This is a genomic window from Chitinophaga ginsengisoli, from assembly GCF_003014595.1.
GTDB classification, from domain to species: Bacteria; Bacteroidota; Bacteroidia; order Chitinophagales; family Chitinophagaceae; genus Chitinophaga; species Chitinophaga ginsengisoli.
In genome coordinates this window covers 1,015,601-1,028,677 of record NZ_PYGK01000001.1, presented here as the reverse complement: position 1 = coordinate 1,028,677, position 13,077 = coordinate 1,015,601, and the positions used below count along the sequence as shown (strand labels likewise).

The 13,077-nt window shown below is 43.9% G+C and carries 13 protein-coding genes; 9 read left to right on the top strand and 4 right to left on the bottom strand.

Going from position 1 to position 13,077, the window contains the following annotated elements; genetic code table 11:
- Window positions 1-95 precede the first annotated feature (95 nt).
- Window positions 96-965, bottom strand: a complete 870-nt coding sequence (locus CLV42_RS04370) for a sigma-70 family RNA polymerase sigma factor (protein ID WP_044218015.1) — start codon at window positions 963-965, stop codon at window positions 96-98.
- Between the two features lie 368 nt (window positions 966-1,333).
- On the opposite strand from CLV42_RS04370, the gene CLV42_RS04365 reads away from it, so the two are divergent.
- The gene (locus CLV42_RS04365) at window positions 1,334-1,714 is read left to right on the top strand and encodes an START-like domain-containing protein (RefSeq protein ID WP_012788999.1); all 381 of its coding nucleotides are present in this window, start codon (window positions 1,334-1,336) and stop codon (window positions 1,712-1,714) included.
- A gap of 4 nt (window positions 1,715-1,718) precedes the next feature.
- Here CLV42_RS04365 and CLV42_RS04360 read toward each other — a convergent pair whose 3' ends face one another.
- Entirely contained in the window at window positions 1,719-2,330 is a 612-nt protein-coding gene (locus tag CLV42_RS04360) for a hypothetical protein (protein WP_106600644.1), read from the bottom strand.
- 103 nt (window positions 2,331-2,433) lie between these two features.
- On the opposite strand from CLV42_RS04360, the gene CLV42_RS04355 reads away from it, so the two are divergent.
- Both CLV42_RS04355 and CLV42_RS04350 read left to right on the top strand, forming a co-directional pair.
- Window positions 2,434-3,927 (top strand): LptF/LptG family permease, encoded by a 1,494-nt coding sequence (locus CLV42_RS04355; RefSeq protein ID WP_245901462.1) that lies wholly within the window; start codon window positions 2,434-2,436, stop codon window positions 3,925-3,927.
- Between the two features lie 159 nt (window positions 3,928-4,086).
- Window positions 4,087-4,749 (top strand): phosphatase PAP2 family protein, encoded by a 663-nt coding sequence (locus CLV42_RS04350; protein WP_170117383.1) that lies wholly within the window; start codon window positions 4,087-4,089, stop codon window positions 4,747-4,749.
- Between the two features lie 181 nt (window positions 4,750-4,930).
- Here CLV42_RS04350 and CLV42_RS04345 read toward each other — a convergent pair whose 3' ends face one another.
- Window positions 4,931-5,668: a superoxide dismutase gene (locus tag CLV42_RS04345; RefSeq protein ID WP_449384885.1), complete on the bottom strand. Its 738-nt coding sequence runs from the start codon at window positions 5,666-5,668 to the stop codon at window positions 4,931-4,933.
- 423 nt (window positions 5,669-6,091) lie between these two features.
- On the opposite strand from CLV42_RS04345, the gene CLV42_RS04340 reads away from it, so the two are divergent.
- The 5 genes from CLV42_RS04340 (at window position 6,092) to CLV42_RS04320 (ending at window position 11,725) form a co-directional block, all read left to right on the top strand.
- The gene (locus CLV42_RS04340) at window positions 6,092-7,195 is read left to right on the top strand and encodes a ThiF family adenylyltransferase (protein WP_245901461.1); all 1,104 of its coding nucleotides are present in this window, start codon (window positions 6,092-6,094) and stop codon (window positions 7,193-7,195) included.
- 107 nt (window positions 7,196-7,302) lie between these two features.
- Complete coding sequence (locus CLV42_RS04335; protein ID WP_106600641.1) at window positions 7,303-8,013, top strand: hypothetical protein; 711 nt, start codon at window positions 7,303-7,305, stop codon at window positions 8,011-8,013.
- Window positions 8,014-8,033: 20 nt separating this feature from the next.
- A complete protein-coding gene (locus tag CLV42_RS04330; RefSeq protein ID WP_106600640.1) occupies window positions 8,034-10,160 on the top strand; it encodes a sensor histidine kinase in 2,127 nt (708 codons plus the stop codon).
- Window positions 10,161-10,356: 196 nt separating this feature from the next.
- Entirely contained in the window at window positions 10,357-11,325 is a 969-nt protein-coding gene (locus CLV42_RS04325) for a sensor histidine kinase (protein WP_245901459.1), read from the top strand.
- The gene (locus tag CLV42_RS04320; RefSeq protein WP_106600639.1) at window positions 11,309-11,725 is read left to right on the top strand and encodes a response regulator; all 417 of its coding nucleotides are present in this window, start codon (window positions 11,309-11,311) and stop codon (window positions 11,723-11,725) included. The genes CLV42_RS04325 and CLV42_RS04320 overlap by 17 nt, the downstream gene beginning before the upstream one ends.
- 57 nt (window positions 11,726-11,782) lie before the next feature.
- Here the strand turns inward: CLV42_RS04320 and CLV42_RS04315 are convergent, their stop codons facing one another.
- Complete coding sequence (locus tag CLV42_RS04315) at window positions 11,783-12,517, bottom strand: SDR family NAD(P)-dependent oxidoreductase (RefSeq protein ID WP_106600638.1); 735 nt, start codon at window positions 12,515-12,517, stop codon at window positions 11,783-11,785.
- Between the two features lie 175 nt (window positions 12,518-12,692).
- On the opposite strand from CLV42_RS04315, the gene CLV42_RS04310 reads away from it, so the two are divergent.
- Window positions 12,693-13,055, top strand: coding sequence for a winged helix-turn-helix transcriptional regulator (locus tag CLV42_RS04310; protein ID WP_106600637.1), 363 nt, complete (start codon window positions 12,693-12,695; stop codon window positions 13,053-13,055).
- Window positions 13,056-13,077: the final 22 nt, after the last annotated feature.

Here is a 13,077-nt window from a genome sequence, read left to right as displayed (position 1 = left end):
AAGGCCGCAAATAACGAAAAAAGGTGAATATCTCCCCGATATTCACCTTTTCTTATATAAAGTTCGTTACTTCTCTGCTTTGAAAACGATTGTAATCAACTTCCCAGGTAATTTCTCAGCAGTTTGCTGCGGGATGTGGTACGTAATTTAGTGATCGCTTTGTCCTTGATCTGACGTACCCTCTCGCGGGTCAGGCCAAATTTTTCGCCTATATCTTCCAGTGACATTGGATGTTCCACCGCTATACCGAAGTAGAGGATGATCACATCTTTCTGCCTGTCTGTAAGCGTAGACAAAGAGCGTTCTATTTCGCGGCGCAGTGAATCGTGATGATCCAGTTCTTCATCTGCATTTACTGCATTTGGATTAGCGAGTACATCCAGCAGAGAGTTGTCTTCACCATCAATGAACGGCGCATCCATGGATACGTGACGGGCAGCAACGCCTAAAGTGGCTTCTACTTCTTCCGTATTGATCTCGAGGATGGTGGCCAGTTCGTCTGGAGACGGCTCTCTTTCAAATTCCTGTTCCAATTGGGAATATGCCTTGCTGATCTTATTGCTCAAACCAACTTTGTTCAGCGGCAGACGTACAATACGGCTCTGTTCTGCCAATGCCTGGAGGATAGATTGACGAATCCACCATACGGCATAGGAAATAAACTTGAAACCACGAGTTTCGTCAAAACGCTGTGCGGCTTTGATCAGACCCAGATTCCCCTCGTTGATCAGGTCACTGAGAGATAAACCCTGGTTCTGATATTGCTTCGCAACAGACACCACAAAACGGAGATTAGCTTTCGTAAGCTTTTCCAACGCTCTCTGATCCCCTTGCTTAATGCGGATAGCCAGGTTCACTTCTTCCTCCGGAGTAATTAAATCCACCTTCCCAATTTCCTGCAGATATTTTTCCAGGGATTGGGACTCCCTATTCGTGATGGATTTCGTGATTTTGAGTTGGCGCATTGACATAAAGAATCGGAACAGTTACAGGTTAATAAAATGTTACCCTATTTGATGAATGCCTGACAAAAATAAGTTTTTTTAGAAAGCTCACAAAAAAAATAATTAGTTGTTAAACCATTTTTAAGCAAAAACGTTTCATCATTCACAACTTAATATTGGAACCTTTAAATACGGGTTTTCCCACAAAAGCCGTGAAGACAAATGGTGCAGATTGCTAATGTATTGATTATTTTCCTAATAGAATTGTTATTTATAAAGTGTACAAGATTTTCGTCAATTATTAAAAAAAATTGCAAAATAATTTTGACAGAATAAATAATTTTCTATAATTGCAGCCAGATGCTATTGATTTACTAATTACTTGAGCGATGTCTAAGAAAGTGCAATATGAGTTGGAATACCCGGTACGGTGCTCACCCAGTATCTTATACGAATTCCTTTCCACTCCGGCGGGTTTGCAGGAGTGGTTCGCAGATAAAGTAGATTACAGGGACAGTGTTTTCTCCTTTTCATGGAATGGTTCCACCGAAGAGGCAGAAGTACTTGAACAGGAAGAAGATGAATTTATCCGTTTACATTGGAAACATGCGCCCAAGGAAGAATTCTTTGAATTTCGCATACAGATCTCCGAAGTGACTAATGAAACAATTCTGATCGTTAGAGATTTTGCAGAAAAGAAAGAGATAGCCGACCAGAGCCAGTTGTGGGATTACCAGGTAAAAGACCTTTTCCATAGGATAGGTAACTAACCGGTCAGTCACTATTGACCAGTACCTGTAGCAAAAGAGCATAATCTCTTACTACTTCCGGAATTATCTTTCCCCATTCTTCAAAACTGTAAGGTTTAGCAAGTTTAATAAAAGGACGCCGGGCTATCAGCTGCTTGAATTCCAGTACCGGTATAGCCGATATTAATTTGTAATTCCCATTCTCTAAATCGTGATGCCAGGGGTCTTCCTGAAGGTAGATCTGAAACTGATGCACCGCCAGCTGCTGCCAGGCCGAAGCAATCGCGTCACTATATCTTTCCTTTTCCTCTCCTGCCAGATGCAGGGTGGCAATGAAGTAATGTCCCCACCAGAACATGGTGCGGAATGCGAAAATGTTGTCCCTGGTGAAAAAACGGGGATAATCCAGTATGATATAAGGCAATTCCTTGTACCGTTCTCCCTTTGATATCTTTCCTCCCGTCTGTAACGTTTGGCCCGGAAATGGAAATTGTTTTGTAGCCGGATGTACCTCCAGCGCCTGGTGTAACTGCCCCATCAATGCCATCACTTTCTGTAAGACATTGTTTTTCAAATACAACCATTCAGCATTTACAACTAGCGCTCGCTCTTCCGCTGTCAGTGAAACTGTATCCATTTGACAAATTTACACCCGCATCTTCCTTTCCTGGGAAATTTAACTATAATTTTAATCCTTACTTGATATCACTTTCATAAATGATATTAAATTTGTAGCCCTTATGTGCATATACAGAGCACATAAGGCATCGAACCAACATTATACGCAGGTAGTGAAAAAACTGGATAAGCTCATCATAAAAACGTTCATGGGGCCATTCGTGGCTACCTTCTTTGTGACCCTGTTCGTACTGGTGATGCAGTTTCTGTGGAAGTACATTGACGACCTCGTAGGTAAAGGTCTTGATACGCCGGTGATCATTGAACTGATCACCTATACCAGCGCTAACCTGGTATCGCTGGCGCTCCCACTGGCAGTGCTACTGTCATCCATCATGACCTTCGGTAACCTGGGAGAAAGTTTCGAACTGGTGGCCCTAAAATCATCGGGTATCTCCCTTACCCGCTTCATGCGTCCGCTGCTCATGGTCTGCGCCACCATCGCTGTCCTGGCCTTCCTTTTTAACAACTACGCCCTGCCAGTGGCCAACCTCCGGGCTAAGTCGCTGCTGTACGATATTACCAACTCAAAACCCGCATTCAACATCAAGGCAGGTGTGTTCTATACCGATATTCCCGATTATACCATCAAGGTAGCCCAGAAAGAAAGCGACAACAAAACCATTCACCAGGTAATGATCATCGACCACACTCCAGGTGGAGGCGATAAGGTTATCCTGGCTGAGAAAGGCACCATGCTGCTTTCTCCTGACAAACGCTTCCTGTACTTCGTACTGGAAAAAGGCTGGCGCTATGAAGAACGTAATAGCCGCAGTGCCAATGAGCCGGGAGAACTGATCCGCCTTGGTTTCAGAGAATACAAAAAAGCCTTTGACCTCAGTTCCTTCGCCTTCAGCAGGTTGGATATAGGTCTTTTTGCGTCCAACCAGCAAATGCTGAACGTTAGACAACTCGATAAGGCGATAGATTCCCTGTATAAAGAAGAAAAACTGTTTTCGCGCACTGTCAATGCCTATATCACTACCCGTTATCCTTTCTATAAATGGAACGATACCGGCTGGCTGGCCAAAGCAGCGCCTTTGGCTGCTAACGTCGCCTCCTTTAGGGATGTGATTCCAGAGAAATCGCTCCGTTATGTACTCGAAAGGGCAGAACAGAACATCCGTGACGGACAGAATAACCTGGAAGGTCCTGCCCGTGAATTTGGCGATAAGCACAGTACCCTTCTGCTGCATAAAGTGGAATGGCAGCGCAAATTTACACTGGCCTTTTCCTGTATCGTGATGTTCCTGATAGGCGCACCACTGGGTTCCATTATCCGGAAAGGCGGTCTGGGCACGCCTTTGATATTTGCTGTTGTGTTTTTTGTGATTTTTAACATATTTTTCATGGTTGGAGAGAAGATGGCCAGAAAAGATGTGATGACCACCTGGAGTGGTATGTGGCTCTCCAACATAGTCCTTATTCCTATTGCCATGTTCCTGATATACAAAGCGTTGAATGATTCTCAACTCTTTAACAAGGAGTTTTATTTCAGAATCTTTGATAATATCAAAAAGCTCTTTAAAAGATTTAACACAAAGCCTACAACTTGACAGCCACAAGCCTTTAGCTATTCGCTGCAAGATTTTCAGCATTCACTTTCGGGGCAGACTTTGTTTGCCATGCAGGACTATTCTGTGCCTGTATTAACGGAAATATCTGAAAACCCAAGTGCGAAGTTCCGGCTTATGGGGAGGTCACAACCTACAGCTATGAAAACACTTACAACACTGTTAGGGAAGAATGCCAGCTTCTTCTTACCATTCCTTTTATGGATTGTTGGAGGAGCTTTGTTACAGGCCTTTTTCACACACGAAGAACTATTTCTGGCCATCAACCATGCGCATGCGCCATGGGCAGATGTTGTCATGACGGGTATTACCTACATCGGAGACGGTATTACCTTTGCTATTATGCTGGCCGTTATACTGGCCTTAAGAAAATATAAACTGTTTTTGAGTGCAGGAGCTATATTGCTGCTGGTGACGATCATTGTACAGGTGGCCAAGCATTATTACAATGAGCCAAGACCCATTCTTTATTTTGCCGATACATCGGCACTGGTACACACTGTAAAATGGGTATCTGTACATGGCTCCTGTAGTTTCCCATCAGGGCATACAACAACTGCTTTTGCCATGTTCACCTTTTTGACACTGATCTGCGGGAATAAATTCTCCGGATTTGCGTTCCTAACACTGGCATTATTAGCCGCTTACTCAAGAATTTACCTGGCACAGCACTTTTTTGTGGATGTATATGCAGGAAGTATTATCGGTACTACCAGCAGCCTGGTTATTTACACACTGTTCCATCAGAGAAGGATGAAATCATCTCCTGAGGTGGATGCGGAGCCAGTCATTGGTCTGACCTGACGTAGTTTTTGTTGATTTGGAATGAAGACAGCGCATCATGGAGAAAAGACCCGAACCTGAAAACAATTGGTGAGAAGAACGTTTCGTATTCTTTAAGAGAAAATGACATAATTAATATACCAAAAAGAGAAGGCGTCCACTCATCGCGGACGCCTTCTCTTTTTGGTACTAGCCGTACCAGTTATTTTATAGCCGCAGTGTATAATTTATCCACCTCATTCCAGTTTACAAGATTCCAGAAAGCAGTAACATAATCAGCACGAACGTTGTGATATTTCAGGTAGTAAGCATGTTCCCATACATCAAGTCCCAGGATAGGCGTACCACGGTCTTTCGCAATGTTATCCATTAACGGGTTGTCCTGGTTAGGCGTAGAAATAACGGCCAGTTTCTTGCCGGGCGTTACTATCAGCCACGCCCATCCGGAGCCAAATACCCCTTTAGCGGCAGCATTGAAGGTGTCCTGGAACTTTTCAAAAGAAGTGAAAGTACTGTTAATAGCGGTTTTCACTTTATCTGAAGGTGTCGTTTTTTGTGGAGACAAGAGCTTCCAGAAGAGAGAGTGGTTATAATGTCCTCCAGCGTTATTGCGTACAGCCTTATCGTCAGCTTTTACTTTTGCGAGGATCTCTTCAAGTGAAAGATTTTCGTAAGATGTTCCTTTTACGGCATCGTTCAGGTTCTTAACGTAGGCGCCATGGTGTTTGTCATGGTGGATCTCCATCGTCGTCTTGTCAATATGCGGCTCTAAAGCATCGTAGCTATAAGGTAAAGGTGGTACTTCAAAGGGAGCTTTTGCATTACCGTCTAAAACGGACATTCCTCTGTGGGCCGCAGGAGCAGCTACTATACCGGAGGGATTGCTCAAAGCTGCTACACCAGCCAGCCCGGCGAGCTTTATAAATTCTCTCTTGTTCATATACTAAGGCATTAAAATTATGATGAATAAAGAACTTCAATGGTAACTGCAAAGCAGCAAATTCTACACCAATATTATAGAAATTTATTTCATGAGTTGCATCCGCCATCAAACAATTGTCATTAAAACACAGATTCTCACTAAAATAACGATGTCATTTCGCAATCTTTTCAAATTAATTGTTATTTTACCATACGCTTTCATGTGAAACTTTAACTTTTTCTTTACTTGTATTACTTAAAACAACATTTATCCCGAACTACATAGTGAGTATATGATATATGTAGTGAATTAACGAGCTTGCCTTTGTCATCAGGCCTTTACCATGCCAGAGTACACTTAATACTAACATACTAACTAATTGACCATACATATACCATTTTGAATTGCCATTATTGTTCATAAAATTATATGCCAGGCAAAATGACAGAACTAGAGCATTATATCAATCAGCAACGGAAGGAGCCGGATAATTATACACCAGTATTTTATCGCTTGCAGCAGGAAGAACAATATGCCGATTTACTGGCTTTATTAGCGGCAAATCCTCATATACGCATATATGATCAGATTCATTCCCAGCTAAAAGAGCTGATGAAGATCCGCAACCCTACCAAACGGCTCACCGAAGAAGAATCTGAACAAAAGATCAGCGAATATGTTGGTACTACATCGCTTCATGCCTTTGGCGTATGGGTGTATTACCCTTGGTCGCACCGGGTAGTACACATTGTTGACGAAAAAGACTTCATTGAACTACGTACCAGCAGGAATAAACAAAAGATCACCGATGAGGAGATCGCCATGCTGAGCGGTAAGAAAATAGGTATTATTGGACTCTCCGTAGGGCAATCCATCGCACTTACCCTCGCCATGGAAAGAACATGCGGGGAATTAAGGCTGACCGATTTTGACAAGGTAGAGCTGACCAATATGAACAGGATCCGTACTGGCATTCACAGTATACAGGTCCATAAAGTGGTGATAGCAGCCCGCGAAATAGCGGAGCTGGACCCGTTTATCAAAGTTGTCATTTATACAGATGGCGCCACTGAAGAAAATCTGGATGACTTCTTTACCAAAGGCGGTAACCTGGATATCCTGGTAGAAGAATGTGACGGCATCGACATAAAAATATTAAGCAGAATGAAAGCCAAGTCCCTCGGCATACCTGTTGTAATGGATACCAATGACAGGGGCATGGTGGATGTAGAACGTTTTGACCTGGAACCCGACAGACCCTTATTGCACGGATTCATACCCGATATAGATCTGAAAAGCCTTCAGGGGCTTACGGATGCAGAGAAACTACCCATATTCCGTCCTATGGTTGCACTGGATGACATGTCCGAAAGAATGAAATACTCTTTAGGCCAGATAGGAAAAACGATTACGACCTGGCCTCAACTGGCATCCTCCGTTGTACTGGGCGGAGCCGTAGTAACGGATACCTGCAGGAGAATTCTGCTCGATCAGTTCAAAAGCTCTGGCAGGTATTATGTGGATTTTGAACAAATAATTGTTTAATAATTCGGGATAAGTGGAAATAGATGTCCTTTGCAATCGAAACCGCAATTGCCGGTCCGCTCATTTCCCGGCCTGATCTTTTTTAAGGAGTACCCAGATGCAATATCATGATTACAGTAAGGGCTTTTAAAGCACCAGATGACCCGGAGGCCTGTCTTCGTTTTTATAACGGCCATCTCCGGCTATTGGAAATATACTTTGGCATTGCGAAGATCACATCCGGCAGTGCGGACTGGATGCACCATGAAAATAGCATCGTGATTATTGTAGAGGATGAAACACGTACCAAAACATACGGCGGTGCCCGTGTACAACTGGCAGACGGTATATTGCCCCTGCCTATAGAAACTGCTATCGGTAAATACGATCCGAAAATATATGATATGGTCAGAAGCGGCAGTGCAGAGATCTGTGCCATGTGGAACTCAAAAGAAGTGGCCGGCATGGGTATCGGTAGCCAGGTATTGGCCAGGGCAGGTGTAGTACTGGCAGCCCAGATGCCCATTGACAATTTCCACGTTTTATGTGCCCCAATCACTACCCGTATAGGTAAGAGGGTTGGCTTCACCATCGATGAATCACTGGGCGATAAAGGCACGTTCTTTTACCCTAAAGACGACTTCATTGCCACAGCGATGGTTATTAACGATGTTAATAAACTGGAAAATGCTGACCCCAAAGAACGCGAGCTGATCTACGATCTACGCGAAAATCTGGTTCAAACCAAAACAGAAGTTGGCCCTAAAGGGTCTTATGAAGTAAGCTATAACCTCGAAATTGCTAATTTGCAGTATTCCAATGTGAAGAGTGAACGGTGAATTTTCTATAAATTTAACGCATGTTCCGATTTATCGTTCTATTGCTCCTTACTATCTTCGGTTTCCAGCAATTGGAGGCAGCCCCTCCTTTCGTGTTCCGAAACAATATGCCCCTGACCCGGATCGGCAAAAACCTCGAGATATACACCGATAAGACTAACAAACTGGATATCAACGCGGTCACCAAAGCACCTTTCACCTCTCCGGATGAAAATGTTCCCAATCTCCAGATCACTCCCTACACCCATTGGGTAAGATTTACCATCACGAATGAATCTGACCTCAGAGAGCTGTTACTGGAAGTGGAATACCCCACCATCGACGATATTACCCTGTTTGAACGGCAGCCGGACGGCAGCTATAAAACCACCCACCTGGGTGAATTTACCAGCTATTCCAACCGGCCTGTGGATCATCAGAACTACATATTTCCCCTCGCCCTGCATCCCAACACCACCAGGCAGTATTACCTGAGGGTCGTAGCCGGGGAACAACTGCAGCTACCTATTTTTGTAGGTACCCGGGACCAGGTCATGGAGAAAAATGACTACCGGGAACTGATTTTTGGTTTATACATCGGGGTTATACTGGCCATGTCCTGTTATAACCTTTTCCTGTACATATCCACAAGAGATATCAGCTACCTGACCTATGTATCCTACAACATATTTGTAGGCCTTACACAGGCCACATTGCAGGGCTACACCTTCCGGTTCATTTATCCGGGCAGCCCCTGGATGGCCCAGCACGCCACGGTACTGGTCCCTATCGTGAACGGATTGACGGCCCTCTGGTTCATCCAGCAGTTCCTGCTCACCAAACAATACTATAAGACCGGACACAAACTCATTAATATACTTATTGCACTCTATGTCGGTTGTTTCGTCCCCTCCCTGCTGGATATGTATATTGTTGCTCAGATATGGGTACAGGTAGTAGTAGGCATTGCAGCCCTCAGCGTATTATATATATCGGCACGCATGAGCCTTATGGGATACAGCTCTGCCAGGTTCTTCCTGATTGCCTGGTCCATATTCCTGCTCAGCGTACTGGTATTTGTGCTGCGGAATGCGAATGTGTTGCCATACAACGAATTTACCTATTATGCCCTGCAGATAGGATCTGCCATGGAAGCACTCCTCCTGTCCTTTGCACTGGCCTATAAGATCAACCTTTTCAAGGCGGAAGCACTGCAGGCATCCCAGGAAAATGAACGCCTGGTAAGGGAACAAAATATCATACTGGAAGACAAAGTGCATAAACGTACGGAAGAGCTGCAAACCAGTAATGAAGAACTCAATATAGCCATGAAGAACCTGAAAGATGCACAGACCCAACTGGTGGAAAGGGAAAAAATGGCGTCCCTCGGTCAGCTGACAGCAGGTATTGCCCATGAAATAAATAATCCGATCAATTTTGTCACATCTAATATAAAACCACTGAAGCTGGATATCCAGGATATCAAAACGCTGCTGGAAAAATACGATGCCTTGCCACAATCTCAGGATATTCATGGAGCACTTCAGGATATTGCCGCTTTTAAAGAGGAAATAGATATTGACTACATCCATGACGAAATATCTTCACTCATCAAGGGAATTGAAGACGGTGCCACCAGAACGTCCGAAATCGTCAAGGGATTACGTACCTTCAGCCGGCTGGACGAAAGCGAGCTTAAATCCGTGGATTTGCATGAAGGATTGGACAGTACCCTGGTACTACTCAAAAATAATATACCGCCTAATGTCAAAGTAGTAAGGGAATACGGCTCTTTACCCAAAATAGAGTGTTATGCAGGTAAAATGAACCAGGTATTCATGAACATACTGACCAATGCCTTTAATGCCATAAAAACAAACAATAAAGACCGCGAAGAAATGGTAACCATTACTACCAGGGAAGATAATGGTCTTGCCCTTATCAGTATAAAAGACACCGGCCCCGGCATGACAGAAAAAGTGAAAGAAAAGATCTTCGATCCCTTCTTTACAACCAAAGATGTGGGTGAAGGTACCGGCCTCGGACTTTCAATCGTATTCAGTATTATCGAAAAGCACAGCGGACGCATAGAGGTAATCACTGCGCCTGATAAGGGTGCAGAATTTATTATATATTTACCTATGAGTGTAACCGCTCATGCGTCTTAGTATACCCACGCAGGAAATCCATTTGATCAACCCGGAAAGTTGAACCTGCGGACAAAAACGAAAATGGATGAAAGACAACCGTATCAGGATTTTGTACATTGACGATGAAGTTCATAACCTCAATGCTTTTAAAGCCGGTTTCCGCAGAAGTTATGAAATTTATACCGCCAATTCTGCCTAGGAAGGCAAACAGCTATTGAAAAGCATTGATGTCCACATCATCATTGCCGACCAGAAAATGCCCGTATCTACAGGGGTCGAATTCTTTAATGAAATAAAGGATACTCTCCCCGACCCCATGCGTATCCTCCTAACAGGTTATACGGATGTAGAAGATATCATTGATGCCATCAACAAGGGCCATATCTTCTCCTACATCAAAAAGCCCTGGGATGAGCATGAACTGCACCGCGCTATCAACAATGCATTTGAAATATATTCTACCCGCAAACAGCTGAAGGAAAAGATCCTGGAACTGGAAAAGATCAATGATGAGCTGAACCGCTTCATCTATTCCACTTCGCATGACCTCCGCTCCCCGCTGATGTCCGTACTCGGTATCATTAACCTGAGCCGCCTCGACAACTCGGTGACTGATCCTAATGGCTATCTCAATATGATTGAGGCGTGTATCCTCAAACTGGACGGGTTTATACAGAAGATCATAGAATACTACCGTAATTCCAGGCTGGATGTGGAATATGAAAAGATCGACTTTGAACATCTAATCCAGGAATGCATCGGATCTTTCCGCCATCAGAATACATCCATACAGTTCCAGGTGAACGTGGATCAGCCGGTGGATTTCAAGGGAGACACTTTCCGTATCAGCGTTATTCTGAATAACCTGATCTCGAATGCCGTGAAATACCAGAAACCAGACGAAAGTAATCCGAAAGTGATACTGTCAGTAAAAGTAGAGCCTCATAAAGCAACCATGTCCATCGAAGATAACGGGATAGGTATACTTAGTGAGCACCTCAACAACATCTTCAAGATGTTCTTCCGTTCAAAAAATAATAATAAACCAGGAAGTGGTATTGGTTTGTATATTGTAAAAGAAGCGCTGAATAAAATTGGCGGTACTATCAACGTTGAATCAAAGTATGGAGAAGGTACACAATTTGAAATAAGCATTCCCAACAGAAATGATTTCGATTCCTGATTTACGTGTAATACTGATAGATGACAATGAAGTAGATCTGCTGCTGCATGAGCGACTCATCACGCTGCAACAGATCAGCAGAACCGTGCTTGCCTTTAATAACGCAAACAAAGCGCTTGAGTTCCTGTCTTCCAACATCACCCTGCCAAAGATACCGCCTACTGTACTGCTGCTGGACATACAAATGCCTGAGATGGATGGCTTTGAATTCCTGGAGGCATTTTACAGCTATCCTGCCAAGATCAAGTCGCAATGCCATGTCATCATGGTATCGTCTTCTTTGGACTATGGAGACCTCAGTCGTACCTATGCCAATCCGATGGTGTTAAAACTGTTAAAGAAACCCTTGCTGGCTTCAGAACTGAAAAGCGCTATTGCCGAAATCTTTAAGGATATGTAATTCCTTGTCTGAAAATAAAAAGCCCCTGCAGTGGCTTTTTATTTTCACCGTATATCATTACCAGGGCAATGGCTTTCCATCACGGTAAAACCCTCCCGTAGGTCCATCCGCAGGTAACGTAGCTGCCCATACGATGCTCTTCGCTCCCTCTTCCACTGGCCGTGCTCCCTGTTCTTTTAATCCTTCATAAGTAGCAGTAAAACCCGGGCATACCGCATTCACCAATATCCCTTCGTCCTTCAACTCTTTGGCAGCTTTTACCGTCAGGGCATTGAACGTAAGTTTCGTCAGTGCATATGTTGTCAGTGCTCCGGGGAAGTGATGCAATCCGAAAGCAGGATCGTCATATGAACCCATACCACTGGTCACATTCACAATACGCGGTTGACTGCTTTTTCTGAGCAATGGCAGGAATGCCTGCGTCACCTGCCAGGGACCAAACACATTACTGTCAAAGCATGATTTCACAACCTCCAGATCAGCCGTGGCGATAGTGGAAGTAAAGTCTGTCATAACGCCTGCATTGTTGATCAGTACATCCAGGCGACCGAATTGTTCTGTAACCTGTTGCACACACTTCCTGATGCTATCTGCATGATTAATATCCAGTGCCATAGACACAGCATCCAGATGATCCTGCTGCATAGATGCTGCAAGCTGCTCCGCTTTCTGATGATCTCTCGCAGTGATGATCACCTTATACCCCTGCCCTGCCAATTGCCTGGCAGTTTCATACCCCAGACCTTCTTTTCTGCTTACGCCTGTAATTAAGGCAATGTTCCTCGTTTCCATAATTGTCCTGAATTGATTTATTAAGGCGCAAACATAGAACAGTGGGACGGCCCGGGTAAGTACGCGGGAAATTGTTAATTGCTTACTAAACAGTAAGAATTGAATACATCGGAGACTTTATAATTATCTTTGCGAGCAGGATTGAAATTGTTAACTACTGACAAACATGTTAGAAATGAGAAAAGAGAATTCCAGCAATGCCCTTAACGCGAAAGAGCTCTATGAAACATGTGGTATGGCTATCGCGGTACGTATACTCGGAGGTAGATGGAAACCGGGTATTATCTGGCATCTGGGCAATGGAAGAATAAGGTATGGTCACCTAAAGTCTCTCATCCCGAATATTTCCGAGCGCATGCTCGTACAGCAATTAAAAGAACTGGAGAAATATGGTTTTGTGGAACGCTTTGCATTTCCAGAAGTGCCTCCGCGCGTTGAATATGCGCTGACTGAGGAAGGGAAAACATTACTTCCTATAGTTCGGTCGCTGGCTGCATGGGGAGATACCCAGCGTGATAAAATAAAATTACCGGTATAATTCTATACCGGTAATTTTATTA